We start from the raw sequence: 17257 nt of genomic DNA on the forward strand, positions 1-17257 counted from the left end.
CTGAATCCAAAAAGTTACTAAAGTGATCCACTATAGCATTTCAATAGGAAAGGGTCCTTTTACAGCAAAGCCTTCGGCATACTGCCAGCCTTTTGCTTGTCCAAATAAGTAGTCTCTTGCCGTCACTCGTTCAATATAACCGTTAGTAAGCGGAGTTGCAACACCATCTGCTGTTGCTGCTGTATTAAACTGTGACGCATAAGCACGCAATGCTTGTTCCTTCTTCTGTTGCACTTCACTTATATTGATCATTAGCGAAACCTGATGGACATCATTAATAAAGTAATAAATAGTTTGCTCCACTTGCCAAGCTGGTAAGTGAGGCATATAACGACGCAATTTAGCGTTAAATATTGCTTCATCAACCAGTTTGCTGCACATAATATGATCAGGATGACGGTCTTCCCAATAAGGAGCAAATACGATTCGCGGACGATGCAATCGTATTGTTTCTACAATTGGATCAATACATGCAGCTTCCAGACGTAAGCCGCGATCAGGTAACTTCAGGCAACTTCTTGTTGATAAACCAAGCACCGCAGATGCTTGCGCAGCTTCTCGCTGCCTAAGCTCTACGGTGCCATTGGAGGACATTTCAGCCTCAGTTAAATCACAAATGCCGATTTTATAGCCTGCTTCTGCATGTTTAATAATTGTCCCGCCCATGCCAATTTCAGCATCATCAGGATGTGCACCAAACACTAAAATGTCTAACTGCTCCATTATTCTACTCCTGGTTTATATTTATGAACTAGCTCGCGCCATGAAAAATCACCACGATCGAGCGCTTTAACTAAGATTTCTGCAGTAGCAATATTGGTTGCAACTGGAATTCCTTGTACATCGCATAAGCGAAGTAAAGCAGTAATATCAGGTTCATGCGGCTGTGCCATTAATGGATCACGTAAGAAAATAATAAGATCCATTTCATTTTCAGCAACAAGCGCTCCAATTTGTTGGTCCCCGCCTAGCGGTCCTGAGCAAAAACGATTAATTTTCAATTTCGTTTGCTCCATAATTCTTGTCCCAGTCGTTCCTGTTGAATACAGTGTATGAGGAACAAACACATGCTCATATGCGATAACAAAGTTGACCATTTCCTCTTTTTTTCTATCATGTGCAATAAATGCAATCTTCAACATGTTCATTCTCCTCTGCTACTCGATCTGTGATAGATTAATCCATAATATGCTCAAAACCGTAAACTAGCCCTGTATAACCAATGACTTTTTTTACTGCATGATTTACACCCGGCATATAACCAGCTCGATCATAAGAATCATGTCTTATTTTCAATGTTTGTCCATTGCCTCCGAAGATTACTTCTTGTTGAGCAAAAACACCAGGCAAGCGTACACTATGTATACGGAAGCCTTCGTAATAGCCGCCACGCGCACCTTCAATCGTTTCCTTCTCTGCAGGATTACCTTGACGCAGCTCTTGACGAGTTTGGGCAATTAATTCTGCTGTTTTAATGGATGTACCTGAAGGAGCATCTAACTTTTGATCACCATGATACTCAATAATTTCAACATGTGGCATATATTTTGCTGCTTCTTGCGCAAATTTCATCATTAAAATTGCACCAATTGAAAAGTTTGGTGCTATTAATCCGCCAAGTTCATGTTTTTTGCATAGTTCATCTAGTTCAGTGATTTGCTCTGGGGTAAAGCCAGTCGTCCCCATAATAGGACGAATCCCATTTTCAATAGCAATTTTAGCATGTTCATATGCAAGGTGCGGTACTGTAAAATCAACCATAACATCTGCTGTCGTCTGGTTAATTGCTTCTTGTAATGAAGCTGCTACTGTAACCCCAGTTTTTCCAGCACCAACTAATTCACCTGCATCTATGCCAGCCCGTGATGGTGAAACAGCGGCAACGAGTTGCAACGCTTCGTCAGCTAACACCATCTTTACGACTTCTTTACCCATTCTTCCACTTGCACCAATTACTGCAACTTTAATTGTCATAATTTCACCTTATTCTTGTTCTTTTTTTGTCCAACGATTAGCGTCACGAGTATTGAATTTTTCCATTACTTTATCGTGAGCCGCTGTTAAGTCGATATTTAAAGAGTTGGCAAAACAGTTAAGGATAAATAAAATATCACCAAGCTCCAATTCAATCGAATTTTCAGCTTCATCTGGTTTTTTGGGTTTTTCTCCATAAGTATGATTTACTTCTCGAGCTAGTTCGCCAACTTCTTCAGCTAATCTTGCAACTAAAGCAAGCGGACTAAAATAGCCTTCTTTGAATTGAGATATGTATTGATCAACCTCACGCTGGATTTGCGCAAGTGATTTTTCACTCATGTCATTACTTCCTTTCATAAAACACGATTCATTTATATGTTACCGTAACAGTATTAAGAAAACAATGTTTTTTGCATTGAAAAATTACGTATACTATCAATACTTTATATGAAAAAAAGGAATGATACTATGTTAAATAAAAGCGCATTGTTCTTTAGGCAGCTTATCCCAATTACACTTGGAGCTGCGCTTTATGCCTTTGGCTTACAATGCTTTGTAATCCCAAACCAACTGATGGAGGGTGGAGTTACAGGGGTTGCTGTGCTATTAAATTATATTTTTAAGCTGCCGATGTCGATCACAACTTTAGCTATTAATATTCCTCTATTTTTGCTTGGCTGGAAAATACTCGGCAGCAAAAAAATGGTGTTTACGATTTATGGCTCTGTCGCTTTATCTGCATTTTTAGCGTTGTTTGAAAAAAACAAAGAGCTGATACGCATCATTTCTTTTGAACAAGGCAATGATTCTATGCTTATTGTACTTTATGCAGGAATTACATTAGGGGCTGGCCTAGGCATTGTGTTTCGCTATGGAGGGACTACTGGCGGGATTGATATTGTTGCACGAATATTATCACGCTGGCGCGGTTATAGCATGGGACAAATCATTCTTGTTGCTGATACGATCATTATTGGTGTTTCTGTTTTTTATATTTCACTGGACAAAATTTTATATACTCTTGTAATGGTCTTTATTGCCTCGAAAATGATTGATTTTATGCAAAATGGAGCATATACAGCAAAAGCATTTTCTATAATTACCGACCATGGAGAACCAATTGCCGATAAAATTACTGCTGAAATGGATCGCGGAGTAACGATTATGCCAGCTAAGGGAGCATTTTCTGGAACAACAAAAAAGGTCGTATACTGTGTCGTACAGCGCTCAGAGACACATCGTCTGAAGCAGCTTGTTCGCAGTATAGACCCTAAAGCATTTATCGTTATTCATGAAGTGCAAGAAGTGCTGGGTGAAGGCTTTAAGGAAGATGAGGATTAATCCTGCCTCAACTGCCAATTTTGTTGTTATAACCGCCAATTTTTCACCCCATAAGGCTCTTGCTTATATTTGCGATAACCTATAAACGTTAAAACTGCAGAAATTAAGCTTCCAATAAATAATGCAATGCTTGTCATATTAATTCCCGATGGAACAGTAACGACTGGTACGCTAATTGTCTCATCTGCTTGAGCAAACAATGCATGAATGGAAAGCTCAATATTATCCACAATGGTAATCAGTCGCTTTTGCTGTTCACTGTCCCAGCCATCTAAATGGGCGTCCATAAAATTTTTCAATAACTCAGCTCGTTTAAATAAATGATTCAACTGTTCTTCATCCCCAACCATTAATGCAGCGATTTGCATTCGATTCATTCGTTCGAACAGCTTATCCACGTAAATAGATGTTAAAGCAGGTGCTCTATCCTTACTGCTGCGACTAGCACGACGAATCGATTGTAAATCATCTAACATTAATGATTCATACTGCAGCCATGGTCCTTGCTCTGCCTGCAGCAGAGCATCAACGGCTAGGCGCAAACGATTCACTGGCTCTCTCCACACAATTCCCGGCTGCTCAGCAATTAGCGCTTTTTCCGCTTGCAAAAGATCTGCCTTCATCATCTTCCAGCCATTGACCGTGCCATATTGCAGCAGCTGCGGTTCTTCTAACTGATGTTTTAAACTTTGCAATAAGCGATAGACCTCTTGCTTATGTGAAGCGTTGCTTTGCTCATAAAGCTCTGCAATTGTTTCTTCTAGCAATAGTAATTTTTTTTCAGAGGAGCTATATTGATACGATATTGGCTGGAAAGGACTGCCAAAAACCGTAAGTGTCGTTCCTATCATGCAAACAATGCTAATACATGCCATAATCCATATTCGAAATTTCATCGTATTCCTCCTTACGCTTTTCATAGCTTTATAGCTTCTCAGAGAAAAAGCTGCTACGGTTGATATAACCATCATATGGAGGAATCGGACAAGTTATGACTATCTGTATGAAAGGATTGCGACTATAACCTTACTTTTTTAGCCTACAAAAATTTACTTGTGTTGCTTTTAGCAGCAAATAGCTTCCAGCTCATAAAACCTAGTAAAAAGCTTGCAAGAGAAAGACTGTATGTAAATATTTTGACGGCATTAACATCATCATGCAAAGCCGTTGGCAGCCATGGATAAATGTCAAAGGTGTAATCCATCGTATCGTTTAACAGAAGCCAAGCTGTTGCCAATAGAAAGCTAACAGTATGAAGTTTCATAAATCTTGCGTAAAGCATAACTTCTACTGCCATAGCGATATGAGATGCCATTAACATATAGCTTTGCCAATTTAAAGTTTCACCCTGAGCCGCACCAGCTATAATAATCACTGTTGCCCATACCCCATACTTGATCGAGCATACGACTGCTAGTGCATTAATTATTTTCTGTGACCAGCGAACAAATGCTGTTTTTCCTTGCGGAGTAAATAATAAGTATAAAAGCGACAACGTAAAAAATAAGCTAGCAGTCGGTGAATCTGGTACAAATGGCAGCATCCAGCTCCCTTTTTCCTCAATTGTCCAAATAAGCTGATTTTCATACCACATATAACCATAAACTGTACCTGCTAAATTAACGAAAAAAAGTAACCATAAAACATTACGGTCAAGCAAAAAACGTGAACTAAAGAAAAATGAAAGTTTCATCACAAGTTCCCTTCTTTTAAAAAAGACCCGATCGCTATAAGCGAAAGGGTCTTAATCTGTTTAAGAATATTAAGATTGAGTTTGCTTAGCTAACCATTCTGCGATTTGATTGATTTCTTCTGGAGAAAGCACCGACTCAAATGCTGGCATATTTCCGCCGCCTGCACCATGAGTAATGATTTCCGCAATTTCCTCAGAAGTTTTACGGTTACCTATTCCAAGTAAGGAAGGTGCCATATTAGAACCATTCAAATCCGTTGCATGACAGCTAATACAATTTGCTTGTACAATTTCAAATGCAGGGTCGTCTGCCTCAATGATTGCAGGCACTTCTGCATCTGCTGTTTTTACGAAGCTAGGACGTTCCTCGCCACGTTCTAACGCTTCACGAACCTTTTCTTCACGTTCAATATGCTCTGGAATAATCCCTTTGTCTTCAAGTTCATGTTGGTAATGTGTCCAAGATACAACAGTTAAGTACACTACCGCAACAAGCGAAAGCAGCATTAACGATGAAGCGATTGGTCGACGATAGAAGCGACGCTCTTTCCCTGTATCAAGGAATGGAGCAAGGAACAAAGCACCAAACATAATGAGTGGAAAAACGATACTTCCAAGAAGTACATAATCTCCAGAAACATACGGGTATTTCAAAAATTGATATAAAAATAAGAAATACCAGTCTGGCATCGGAATAAACGAAGCATTGTTAGGATCGGCTGGATATCCAAGCGGAGCAGCCTCAGCCATTACCCAAACTAAAAATCCAACTAATACAACGCATCCTACCATCCACTCTTTAAGAAGGAAGTTTGGAATGAAGGCTTCCGATTTTCCAGGGAAAGCAGTGTAATCTGGAGGTGTACTGTTAATACGTCCCGATTTTTTCACACGAGAATCGCCTACATATACAACTTTTTCATCTGATTTATGACCGTGTGCCATTCTTGCAGCCTCCCTTCTATTATAGTGGACCAGAAATACCTTGTCTTCTAATCATAATAAAGTGCACTGCAAGCATTGCAATTAATGCACCTGGCAAGAAAAATACGTGGATTGCAAAGAATCTTGTCAGTGTTTGTGCACCTACAATGTCACCGCCATATAAGAAGTCGGCAATATACGGACCAATATAAGGAACTTTAGCAGCAATTTCAACCCCTACTTTAGTTGCAAAGTAGGCCTTGTTATCCCAAGGAAGTAAGTAACCCGTAAAGCCTAAACCTAACATTATAAAGAAAATTAGCATCCCTACTATCCAGTTCATTTCACGCGGAGCTTTATAAGATCCTGTGAAGAAAACGCGTAGAGTATGTAAAAACATCATTACGATAACTAAGCTCGCTCCGAAGTGATGCATACCACGAACAATTTTACCAAATGGAATTTGGTGTTGCAGGTAGTCAACACTTGCATAAGCGTTCATAATATCCGGAACATAATACATCGTTAAGAACATTCCAGACAAAATTTGAATTACAGTGATGAAAAACGTCAAGCCACCGAAGCAGTATACGAATGCTGAGAAATGATGTGCCGGGTTAACATGCTCAGGCACTTCATGATCCGCAACATCTCTCCAAAGCGGCGTAATATCAAGACGTTCATCAATCCAATTGTAAATAGCTTTAAACATCTAATTTACGCCCTCCTATACTCGCGTGTTCGGTATAATGCCGCCTAAATACACATAGCCATCTTGTACTTGCACTTCATATTCATCAAGCGGTGCATTTGCTATGGATAAATTTTTACCGTCGATTGAATAGCGTGCATTGTGACACGGGCAATCATACTCGTTATTCCCAAGTGAGTTCCAAAAGACTGTACAACCTAAATGCTTACAAATTGGAGAAAGCGCAAACACTTTTCCGTTTGCATCCTTGGCGATCCAGGCCACTTTCTCGGCTTTGCTTTTGTACCAACCATCTACTTGATTGATTGTGAATTTTACTTCTTGAGGTTCATTCGTAACTTTACTTTCTTCGATTACCTTTACTAGATCAATTGCGCTGCCTTGAGCTAGTATTGGATCTACTGCAAAGCGAACCATCGGCAACACCGCACCGCCTACCATAAAAGCTGTTGTGCCGCCAAGCGTATAAGATAAAAATTGACGACGCGTCATCTCATTACGTTGGGCAGGTTGATGCTTCGATTCATGATGTTCATGGTTACTCATAATCTGTTCTAACCCCCTTTGCCAACCAATTCTTCTGTCTTGCCATAGGCAAAACTATATGACGAACTTGGACATAAATATAATAGCTTAGCTACCAAATACCGTCAAGAATGTGACAAGACATTTGCGACATTATGGAAAGTCGTTCATTAATTTGTTATCAATTTGTCACAATTGCCACAGTATTGCAATTGTTTTCCCCTTTTTCCAGTCAAATTATTCATATAATCAATAAATTATGTCATTTTACGATTGCCATAACTGCCTTATCTTTGCCTGAATGTCACTATCCTGTGGTAAACTGCCATCTTCATTCGGAGTTATCCAAAGATCAGCAGCCGCTATTTCAAAGCTTAGCTTCACTTTTGCTGTAATCAAAATAATATACTTGAAACCTTGTTTCTTTAAATTCATGCAGTAGTTATTAATTGCGTCAGCAGTATAATCATGCTTGTCCAAATAATGAAGTGCCGGATACGTCACAACTCTGCCGCGATAAGGAATTTCAATAAGATCCATAATGTCTCTTAAATCCTCTAAGCATTTTGTCGCCTCAATCGGAGATTCTTCTCCCGTCATCCCAGTAATAGGAAGCAAACAAGTGTCCAAATAAGGCTTTAATTCTTCCCACTGCTCCTGTTCAATTTCACTAAATTTCAAGTTGCTCCCCCCTACAACTTTAAGATTTCATAACTAACATCACATTTAGGCCGTTGTTATAACTTCCGTAAATGCATTCCTATGACTTTCCATAGCTCCATCATACAAAACAATGCCGTCAAAAACTATAGTCTTTATTTGACGGCATTACATTTATTTATAGTTCTAGCGCTTGAAGTTCCTCAGTCAACTTATAAAACAATTGCTCGTCCCCTGCAGCCAGAGCCTCATCAATTTGTTTTTGTAATTGATCTCGCTTATAGCTGCGCACTGCATCATCTAGGATTAGCTCTGCAGTCAGACCAAGAATTGCTTCATATTTAATATTCATCTTATCGATACGAAACACCTCCATGCGGTGCTATTGATTCCTATACTCGTATCCTTTGATTACATAGCTTTCCATTGTTCTTTTCATACGCTCGAGGTCAGAATCATTTAGCTCACGAACAACCTTAGCTGGCGTTCCTAATGATAAAGTATAGGGCGGAATTTTACTATTTTCCGTAACGACAGCACCTGCTCCTATTAACGCATATTCTCCTATTTCCGCTTTGTCTAAGACAATTGCACCCATTCCAATTAAACTGCCTTTACCAATCGTGCAGGCATGAATAATTGCACTATGGCCAACGGAAACTTCTTCAGCAACAATAAGCGGTTGATTGGCATTCATATGTGCTACGACAGAATCTTGGATATTGCAGCGGTTGCCAATCATAATTGGCGCTAAATCTCCACGTAAAACAGCATTAAACCAAATGGTGCTTTCATCTCCAATATGTACATCACCAATTATTTTGGCTCCATCAGCAACGAAAACGTTAGAACCTAGCTTTGGATACTTTCCTTTATATGGAATCAACATGGAATCAGCTCCTTGTAAAATGTAGAGAGATTTTACCAGTGAGCTTAAGCCTTGTCAACAATCCATATATAGCTCAGCCATCATTTGCTTTCCATAATTGGTTGCTTGCAATACACAACCAAACTGCTCATGTTGTCCAAGCTGCAGCATTCCAAAATGCTTAAGCGGCTTAATAATTCGCTTATGCAGCACACTTGTCGCAGAATCAAAGTAATAAGGTTTAATTAACGGTAGCAGCAACTGTTCTAGAGATTGCAATGAGCACCAACTGCTAGATAAAGTAACTACCCAATAGACTAAGGCTCGAATGTTCGGAATCGGAGTGCGATAGCTTTTCAACCAATGGAGTATCATATTCCGAAGCTCATTTATTTGCAGATTATTGTTCTTTGCAAACTGTGCTTCATTAATCGTAATGCGATCATTGGCAAGTGTAATCCATCTTTTACACCACATATAGTCATACATCATTGTCATTCGATCAGGCAGCTCTCCAAAGCCTTTTCCATAACCGAATCGCCAAGCACCTTTGCTCGGAAGCACATCTTTTATAGTACATAGCTCATTAATCTGCTGTATGGCCCGTCTATGGATTACCCCGTCGGCTGCTGCACTTGGCTCATATTTTGCAATATAGTCAAGCATAATCCCCATGTCTGTAAGCAGTTTTCCACTTTCATCTTCAATTCGCAATGGAGCTTCACAATAAGTAACCGCTTTGCTCAGTTTAGTCAGCAGCATTTGCCGATAGCGTATGCGAAAATCAGATGGTACATGAAACATATACCGATCATGTGCCTGATGACCATTAAATAACCATCCGTGATTTTTGAAACGTACGATCATTTCACGCGGTGAGATCACTTTAGCTAAATCATCTGATTTTTTTCGCGATTTCCTTTGCTTTGCTTTAGCTTGAGTGCTAGTATTCGACAACGCTGTGAGAGTAATACCATTACTATCACTTAACAGAGAGCTTCGCTGTGACTGCACCTCAGTAGAACTCTTATTTATCCCGCTATCAAATCTGCATTGCTGAACTCGCGCAAGCAAATCCTCTAGACTATAAGCTTCTACAGGTTCAAATAATAAAAAGTTAAGAAATCTTAACTCTTCAAGCTCTAGCTGATCGAGTGAGTGTGCGATCACTTCTTTGCGCTGTACATTGGACAGAATAGCCTGAATAAGATCATGCTTGGAATGACCATTGCATTCACAGCCATATTGCTTAGCAATAGAGGAAAGCTGTGAAATATCGGCATAGCTAAGCATCTCTGATAGTATCATCTGCTCTTCTCCTCCAATCTTTGTCGTCGTAGCTGCTTATTGTTACTGCATCTGAACTCTAAGCTGACTTATTTAATCTTGTAGTTTTAGTATTGGTAATTTTTATACTTTCATACCATTAGACATATATTTCCTTTGACCATTTAAAAGAAAAAGCACGAAGCCACTTTCTTAGCAGCTTCATGCTTCCAATCATCAATTAGATTTATTAAGTAAAGTCGTTATATTCTTGTATTTCTAATAGTTAGCTATATTTTATTAGCGGTTCATGCAACATTTTTTATACTTTTTGCCGCTACCACAATAACATAAGTCGTTACGTCCAAGTTCAATTTTTTCTTTTACAATTTGCGGTGATTGGTTAGCTTCCCCGTCTTTTGCTAGTTGGGCAGAGCTATAACCTTTCAAGCACCATTGTGGTGTATTGTTATACATCAAAATTAGACGAGGGACAATTAACTGCAGTGTCGCTTCATCTACCTGCAGCTCCCGGCGAATATATTCGAGCAAATCCTGCAATTGTAAACCTGCTCTTACACCAAATTCGGATTGATTAGCAACAAGATTCGCCTCAAAATGCGGCAATTTAAATTGCTTCATTAAAAAGTCAACGAATAAGCGATGTGCTTCCGTACGATCTACATAATCAAGTTCACCTGCTTGCTGCAATTGAAGCAACGTAAAGCTTGCAAAGCGTAGTTCTTCACGCTTATTTTGCTCACGGATTATTAAAGTTGGATCAGGAATAGCAAAATGATACACCAATTGATCATTTAAACTAATATCCGTCCGATAATGACGATAATTAATAATTAGATGCATATATGGTGCAGTCAAATCAGCAAACATTGGATAGCGCTCTGTAATTTCACCGACCTGCTCATGAGTTAACGCACCGTAGTAATACATCATTCCTTTAACAACTTGTAAATAGGTTGTATTTAACGTAATCATTTTGCGATTAAGTTCGGCCAGCGCTTGCTTAACAACATCAATTAGCTCACTTGGCATAGCCATGACATCTTGACCTTCATATTTCGTTTTGAACAAAAGGCCTAGCTCCTGCCAATACTGCGTCATTAAGTCAGTCCAACCTTCACCGATCGCGACAAAGCCATGTTTCGCTGTGACTTGTTCTAACAAAGTAATTCTTTCTTCATCAAACAGCTTAAATGTTTCAGGGAGCTCGTTTGCTACACTGCTTGGCAATTGCTCGATTAGTGCAGCAACTAGCTGCTCACGGTTTAATTTACTTACATTTTTAACAGAATTATTTTTACGTATTATTGTAAGTGCATCCTTGGAAAGCTCACTTAACGCTTGACGTAAATCAATAATTCCTCTTTTTTTCACAGTTTGTTCTGGCTCAATTATACTAACAGACATTTTAAATCCTCATTTCTAACTACATTATTCGTCTCTTCATATTCAGCAATCAATAAACAATCATATCGCAATCATCGATTATTGTAAATCAACTGCTGACAAATGCTTGGTGCAATTATGCAACATCAAATGCCAGCCTTGCTCGTTACGACTTAAAATCGAATAGGAAAGGTTATGTATTCGTAAATCTTCAATTTGCGGGAAAAGTGCTAGCAAGAGCTGAGCGATAAAGCTGCCATGAGTGACGCAAAGAATATTTGTTGTTGGGTAGCGTAAATAAAGTTCTTCTAATAATTGCACGCCCCTCGCACGAACGAGTTCATCAGATTCAGCTCCCAAATCGAGCTCCCTCCAGTTTTCTCCCCAACGTTCAATTCGCTCTTCAAGCGTTGTTCCTTCCACTTCACCAAAATACCGTTCACGTAATCGTTTTTCGGGTGGAAGCATGTTAATATTCAATGCTTCTGCAATGATTTGACCCGTTGCTGCAGCACGCTGCAAATCACTTGTTAGCACATAGTCCCAAATTTTTTCATCACTTACTAATCTAGAAGCTAGAAGTTTTGCCTGCTGGATTCCATTTTCATTAAGCGGAATATCTGTCTGACCTTGAATTCGGTTGACAGCATTCCAGCTCGTTTCTCCATGACGTACTAAACCGATCAACATGTATAATCCATCCTATCGTTTTAATAATTATCTTTCTTATCTTTTATTTAGTGTTACAAGCTTATTTATATTATTCTTAGTAAATTTTCCATTAACGCTTCGTTCGCGTAAACCAGCTCATCATTAGCAATGTCAGCACAATTCCAATAAAAGAAAGTGCAACATAATACTGCGGAAACGTCGGCACTACCTGCAAAACGATCGGCTCACTAATACTAGCAACAGGAATAGAGCTTGTGTAAATCGACGTATGAGTCGGAGTAACGGCTGCATTCGCCACATCAACTAAACCGGAGATCGTTGTCGAAGAAGCATTTGAAGAAGTTTGATAATAATCGTAAATAAATACAAATAATGCCAGTGAGAACATTGCTAAACAACTTGCAATAATAATAAAAACATTACGGCGAAAAGATTTTGAAAATTGGTATCGCTTCGTAGCGATTGGCATAAACCATGACTCTTCTTCATAAATCCGCTTCATTACGTTATTGCTAATATTGCTCTCTGAATAAGCTGGCATCTCATCATCGAGAGTTGCCAATTCGTCATAAAAAACAGCTGGAAATGAATTTGTATCCAAATCTAATTTAGCTGCACAATGCTCACATTCAAACAAATGTGCTTCTATTTCAATTCGCAGTGGATTCTCTTCATCTAGCTGCCAAAAATTTGGAAGAAGTTCATCTACTTGCTTACAATTCATTTCCGATTCATCCTTTCTAAGTCATGACTATCTGTGTCTTGAACAATATAAGGTTCCAATTGTCCCTTAATACTCGCTCTTGCTCTAAACAGTAATGACTTTACCGAGCTGACTGACTGTCCAAGTATATTTGCAATTTCTTGATAATCTAACTGTTCATATTCTCGTAAAATAATGGCTGAACGCTGTTTTTCAGGTAATTGATCAATTGCTCTGCGCACAAGATTCATACGTTCATTAAGCAGCAGTTGCTGCTCTGGTGTTGCTTCTTGTGAAACTATTGGTTCAATATTGACTTCCTCGATTGATACGGTAGCTGCTTTACGTCTGCGAAGCTCACTTAGCACTGTATTTCGTGCAATAGTATATAACCAAGTTGAAAAGGTTGCATCTAGCTCACGAAAAGAATGAAGACCTTTATACGCTTTATAAAACGTCTCTGATGTAAGATCCTCCGCTATAGACTCAAGCTTAGCACTTTTTAACATATGATATATGAAAGATAATATCCGTCGTTGATAGCGATTCATAAGCTCTGAATAAAGCTCAACATTACCTTCTTTTATTTCTCGTATAATCTGGGAATCATTCATGACAGGCGAACCTCCTCCACCTGCAATTTATCCCAAGAAAGTATGCTTATAAGCATATACTTCACTTGGAGCTAAAAGTTGCGATTTCTATAAGGTTATATGCTTAGCCAAATTAACCCAATCAAAGCTAATCGGCTAATACACACAAAATAATATAAAGCTTAAAATCTATTAAGCTCTACTTTTTTTCTATAAATAGAGCAGCAGACAAATGAACACATATGTATAGAATAACATATCGACAAAATTTGTGGCAAAAATAAGTGTTTTTTCATAAGTTTGCGAGTCTATAACAGAAAAAAGACAAAAAAAAACCACTTCAACATTCGTTAAAGTGGTTAGCATTACTAAATGAATGCTACAGTTATTGGATAGGAGTGGAGAGAAACCATACTGTATCTTTATTATATGTATACGCTTCCAAAATGTCAATAAGCGTTTTCATTTTATTTTGCTATGAAATTAGATTGACTTTTCCGGTAGTTTTGCAGTGCTTCGGAATCCGTTTACCTTCTCGTTGCCTTGCAGTGTTTGGAATCCGTTTACCCTTTCTGTCGCTTTTTAAAGCTGACGCTTTTTACTTATATGATGTTAGCATCAGCTTTAAAGGCGACCCACTTTACTTATCCAGGGTAAACGATCCCTTCGCTCTTTCCAGTAGCCCTCTCTTATTGCTCAACATGAAAGCCTTTATTATTTAGCACGGCAATTGCTTCGTCAAGCTGCTCCTGCGTACGGAAACTTAGCTTAAGAACTCCTGGAATTTCTTCACGGCTTTCGATGATTTGGATATTACTTATGCTAATACCTGCATTACCAAGCTCAGATGCAATAGCACCGATAATACCTGGATGGTCTGGAACATCAACATAACATTCAAAAACAGCATGCAATATCCCTTTGCGACGCTCTGGCATTTTTCCGCGAAAATCTCCAGCTTGCTGAAATTCACGGGCAATACCCTCTCCATCATTATTTTCAATCATTTTTTGGAACTGTAAGATCTGCTCCTGCCAATCACCTAGCAACTTTAACATTACTTTTTTATTATCTAATAATATATCACGCCAAAGTGTAGGATCACCTGAGGCAATTCTTGTAATGTCGCGGAAGCCACCAGCAGCAAGCAGTTCATACAGCCCATTACTTTCATTATATTTACGCACTTGATTAACAAGTGCAACCGCAATAATATGCGGTAAATGGCTAATTGCCCCGACAATTGCATCATGCTGCTCAGCATCTACTTTTACAATATGAGCGCGTGTATACGATAACAGCTGCTCTAGATCTTGAACCGCACCATCTGGTGTATTAGAATCCACAGTTAATACGTAAAATGCATTTTCTAGCAGTCTGCTGGAAGCAGCCTCAACACCTGAACGCTCGGAGCCTGCCATTGGATGACCGCCAATAAAAATTGCATTCGTATCAGCTAACGCTTTAGCGGATTCCATTACCGATGCCTTTGTACTGCCGACATCTGTTACAATGCAGCCTTTTTTTAGCGGCAGCTTGCATAGCTCAGCAATATACTTATCCATTAAACCGACAGGCATGCAGAGAAAAATGAAATCTGCGTCTATTGCTGCCTCTTCAATTGAGGTTGTTGCAAAATCGACCACACCACGCTGAACATATTTTAAAGCAGAGGATTCCCGATTAGAATATCCAACAACTGTAATGTCTGGCTGCCCTTTAAGACATAATGCAATCGAGCCGCCAATTAGCCCGACACCAAAAATCGCAACTTTTTTCATTGTTTATTGAAGCACCGCCAATTCTGTAAGCACCTGCTCGAGAGCTGCAATAAATTTCGCATTTTGCTCCTCTACTCCAACGGATACACGAATCCATGTTGGATAGTGCTTCCAACCAGCGCGCACAATAATTCCTTTGCGTAGCAACAAATCAAAAATTTGCATTGATGGTGTACGCACATCAACCATGATAAAGTTCCCGTGACCTTTATAGTATGTTAAGCCTAAACGGTCAAATTCTGCATGCAAATAATCTAAGCCTGCAGCATTAACTGCTTTACTGCGAGCCAAAAATTCATCGTCGAGGAGCGATGCTTTTGCCGCTACTTGCGCTAGGCGACCCGTATTAAATGGTTCTCGTACTTGATTAATTGTGCGAATTACATCAGCGTTACCAACTCCATAGCCAATGCGGTTTGCTGCAAGGCCATATACTTTAGAGAATGTACGCAATACTACAAGATTAGGGAATTGATTTATTAATTTAATACCGTCTGTAAAGTTTTCATCACGTACATATTCACAGTAAGCTTCATCAAGCACAACAAGCACATGCTTTGGAACTTTTGTTAAGAAGTCCACTAAATCATTATGTTTAACAATCGTGCCTGTTGGGTTATTAGGGTTACAAATCCACAGTACTTTTGTTTTATCCGTAACAGCAGCTAACATTGCTGATAAATCATGTACGCCATCCTTAAGCGGAACTTCAACGATTTTCGCATTCTCGATTTCACAATTATGCTTATACTGTGAAAAAGTCTCATCCGCCATTACAGTTTCGTCTTCAGCTGTTAAATATGCACGGCAAATCATAAGTATAATATCGCTGGAGCCTGTTCCAAAAATAATTTGCCCTTCTTCTACACCAAGCTTTTTAGCTAGTTCTGCTGTTAATTCAACACTGGCTCCATCTGGATATAAATTCAACTGCTCTATTTCTTCAAGCATCGCAGCTTTAGCTTTTGGAGAATAACCAATTGGATTTTCATTGGAAGCAAGTTTAATGACTTCTTCCAAGCCCAATTCACGCTTTACATCTTCTATTGGCTTACCTGGTTGATATACTGGTAAGTGCATAATGTTCTTTTTAGGCTGCATGAGCCGTTCACCTCTTATCATAGTTACTAGTAATTGCTTTAAAGCGTTAATTAACGACTGCTTTATTTATTTTCTCACAACTATCTCATCATTTAAAGTATATCTTTGTATAAATAAAACGCACAAGCAATGGAATGCCACGCCTGTGCGTAAAAAGATATACATTCTATTAAATTAATTAAGAATGAATATGATTGCAGCCATATTAAATCAAAAACAATATTAGCCTATCCTTTTAGTTCAGCAATAAAATCTGCAATATTTTGCAAGCCTTGCTGCTTCGTTTCAGGCTTCGTCAACAGCTCAATGTTGTTTTCAATTTTACGGACAATCGCACTACCGACAATGACTCCATCACATTTTTCAGAGAAACGCGCTACCTGTTCTCTTGAAGAAATCCCGAAACCAATCGCAATTGGCACATTGCTTGAGCTGCGTACTAGCTCTAAAAACTGATCTACTTGCTCATGGAAATCTGAACGTTCACCAGTTACGCCTAGCGAAGATACGCAATAAATAAAACCTTGTGCAGATGCTGCAATGCGTGCAACTCGTTCATTCGACGTTGGTGCAACTAATGGAATTAGATACACGTTATGCTGTGCAGCTAATCCACGCAGCTCAGCATCCTCCTCAATTGGAAGGTCAGGAACAAGCAATCCGCTTATATCGTTTTCCTTAATTAAATCGATAAACCGCTGAATGCCGTATTGGAATATAGGATTATAATAAGAGAAAATAATTAGTGGAATGCGCACTCCCGCTTCACGCAGCTTTCCTCCAAGCTTTACACAATCCTCAAGCGTAACTGCATTTTGCAAAGCGCGTTCAGATGCACGCTGAATAACAGGACCATCCGCTAACGGATCGGAATAAGGAACACCTAGCTCAATCATATCCGCTCCCGCAGCTTCCATAGCTTTAATAATTTCAATTGTATTATCTAGTGTTGGATCTCCGCATGTCAAAAACGGAATTAATGCTGTCTTATTCTGCGCTTTTAACTCTGCAAATTTTTGATCTATTAAATTCAT

General features: G+C 39.1%; 21 protein-coding genes. 1 reads left to right on the plus strand and 20 read right to left on the minus strand.

The window, feature by feature from the left end; all coding sequences use genetic code 11:
• Positions 1-30: 30 nt before the first annotated feature.
• The 4 genes from bshB1 to AC2TDL_RS00305 are packed head-to-tail and all read right to left on the minus strand — an operon-like array spanning position 31 to position 2316.
• Complete coding sequence (gene bshB1, locus AC2TDL_RS00290; protein ID WP_484697940.1) at positions 31-723, minus strand: bacillithiol biosynthesis deacetylase BshB1; 693 nt, start codon at positions 721-723, stop codon at positions 31-33.
• Positions 723-1142: a methylglyoxal synthase gene (mgsA, locus tag AC2TDL_RS00295; protein WP_484697943.1), complete on the minus strand. Its 420-nt coding sequence runs from the start codon at positions 1140-1142 to the stop codon at positions 723-725. The genes bshB1 and mgsA overlap by 1 nt, the downstream gene beginning before the upstream one ends.
• A gap of 34 nt (positions 1143-1176) precedes the next feature.
• On the minus strand, positions 1177-1974 hold the full coding sequence (gene dapB, locus AC2TDL_RS00300) for a 4-hydroxy-tetrahydrodipicolinate reductase (RefSeq protein WP_484697945.1): 798 nt from the start codon (positions 1972-1974) through the stop codon (positions 1177-1179).
• 9 nt (positions 1975-1983) lie between these two features.
• Positions 1984-2316, minus strand: coding sequence for a nucleotide pyrophosphohydrolase (locus AC2TDL_RS00305; RefSeq protein ID WP_484697947.1), 333 nt, complete (start codon positions 2314-2316; stop codon positions 1984-1986).
• A gap of 129 nt (positions 2317-2445) precedes the next feature.
• Between AC2TDL_RS00305 and AC2TDL_RS00310 the strand changes: the two genes are divergently transcribed.
• Positions 2446-3318 (plus strand): YitT family protein, encoded by an 873-nt coding sequence (locus AC2TDL_RS00310; protein ID WP_484697949.1) that lies wholly within the window; start codon positions 2446-2448, stop codon positions 3316-3318.
• A gap of 26 nt (positions 3319-3344) precedes the next feature.
• On the opposite strand, the gene AC2TDL_RS00315 is transcribed toward AC2TDL_RS00310, so the two are convergent.
• The 16 genes from AC2TDL_RS00315 to trpA all read right to left on the minus strand — a co-directional run bounded on the left by AC2TDL_RS00315 (position 3345) and on the right by trpA (position 17257).
• Positions 3345-4214: a sporulation protein YpjB gene (locus AC2TDL_RS00315; protein WP_484697952.1), complete on the minus strand. Its 870-nt coding sequence runs from the start codon at positions 4212-4214 to the stop codon at positions 3345-3347.
• A gap of 143 nt (positions 4215-4357) precedes the next feature.
• The gene (locus tag AC2TDL_RS00320; protein WP_484697953.1) at positions 4358-5011 is read right to left on the minus strand and encodes a DUF1405 domain-containing protein; all 654 of its coding nucleotides are present in this window, start codon (positions 5009-5011) and stop codon (positions 4358-4360) included.
• Between the two features lie 69 nt (positions 5012-5080).
• Positions 5081-5956: a c-type cytochrome gene (locus tag AC2TDL_RS00325; protein ID WP_484697956.1), complete on the minus strand. Its 876-nt coding sequence runs from the start codon at positions 5954-5956 to the stop codon at positions 5081-5083.
• A 19-nt stretch (positions 5957-5975) separates the two neighbouring features.
• Positions 5976-6647 (minus strand): menaquinol-cytochrome c reductase cytochrome b subunit, encoded by a 672-nt coding sequence (gene qcrB / locus AC2TDL_RS00330; RefSeq protein WP_484697959.1) that lies wholly within the window; start codon positions 6645-6647, stop codon positions 5976-5978.
• 15 nt (positions 6648-6662) lie between these two features.
• The gene (locus tag AC2TDL_RS00335; RefSeq protein WP_484697960.1) at positions 6663-7193 is read right to left on the minus strand and encodes a Rieske (2Fe-2S) protein; all 531 of its coding nucleotides are present in this window, start codon (positions 7191-7193) and stop codon (positions 6663-6665) included.
• A gap of 246 nt (positions 7194-7439) precedes the next feature.
• A complete protein-coding gene (locus AC2TDL_RS00340) occupies positions 7440-7853 on the minus strand; it encodes a DUF2487 family protein (RefSeq protein ID WP_484697962.1) in 414 nt (137 codons plus the stop codon).
• 157 nt (positions 7854-8010) lie between these two features.
• Complete coding sequence (locus tag AC2TDL_RS00345) at positions 8011-8208, minus strand: IDEAL domain-containing protein (RefSeq protein WP_484697964.1); 198 nt, start codon at positions 8206-8208, stop codon at positions 8011-8013.
• A gap of 6 nt (positions 8209-8214) precedes the next feature.
• The gene (locus tag AC2TDL_RS00350; protein WP_484697965.1) at positions 8215-8721 is read right to left on the minus strand and encodes a gamma carbonic anhydrase family protein; all 507 of its coding nucleotides are present in this window, start codon (positions 8719-8721) and stop codon (positions 8215-8217) included.
• A gap of 54 nt (positions 8722-8775) precedes the next feature.
• Positions 8776-10008: a hypothetical protein gene (locus AC2TDL_RS00355; protein WP_484697966.1), complete on the minus strand. Its 1233-nt coding sequence runs from the start codon at positions 10006-10008 to the stop codon at positions 8776-8778.
• A gap of 258 nt (positions 10009-10266) precedes the next feature.
• Positions 10267-11394, minus strand: coding sequence for an SEC-C domain-containing protein (locus AC2TDL_RS00360; RefSeq protein WP_484697968.1), 1128 nt, complete (start codon positions 11392-11394; stop codon positions 10267-10269).
• Between the two features lie 78 nt (positions 11395-11472).
• Positions 11473-12063 carry a histidine phosphatase family protein gene (locus tag AC2TDL_RS00365; RefSeq protein ID WP_484697969.1) on the minus strand — a complete coding sequence of 197 codons (591 nt, stop codon included), beginning with the start codon at positions 12061-12063 and terminating at the stop codon, positions 11473-11475.
• A gap of 91 nt (positions 12064-12154) precedes the next feature.
• Positions 12155-12769, minus strand: a complete 615-nt coding sequence (locus tag AC2TDL_RS00370) for an anti-sigma factor family protein (protein ID WP_484697970.1) — start codon at positions 12767-12769, stop codon at positions 12155-12157.
• On the minus strand, positions 12766-13362 hold the full coding sequence (locus AC2TDL_RS00375) for an RNA polymerase sigma factor (protein ID WP_484697972.1): 597 nt from the start codon (positions 13360-13362) through the stop codon (positions 12766-12768). The genes AC2TDL_RS00370 and AC2TDL_RS00375 overlap by 4 nt, the downstream gene beginning before the upstream one ends.
• 668 nt (positions 13363-14030) lie before the next feature.
• Positions 14031-15122, minus strand: coding sequence for a prephenate dehydrogenase (locus AC2TDL_RS00380; RefSeq protein ID WP_484697974.1), 1092 nt, complete (start codon positions 15120-15122; stop codon positions 14031-14033).
• A gap of 3 nt (positions 15123-15125) precedes the next feature.
• On the minus strand, positions 15126-16223 hold the full coding sequence (hisC, locus tag AC2TDL_RS00385; RefSeq protein ID WP_484697975.1) for a histidinol-phosphate transaminase: 1098 nt from the start codon (positions 16221-16223) through the stop codon (positions 15126-15128).
• A gap of 227 nt (positions 16224-16450) precedes the next feature.
• Positions 16451-17257, minus strand: coding sequence for a tryptophan synthase subunit alpha (gene trpA, locus AC2TDL_RS00390; RefSeq protein WP_484697977.1), 807 nt, complete (start codon positions 17255-17257; stop codon positions 16451-16453).

Source organism: Paenibacillus sp. plas6 (assembly GCF_057221655.1).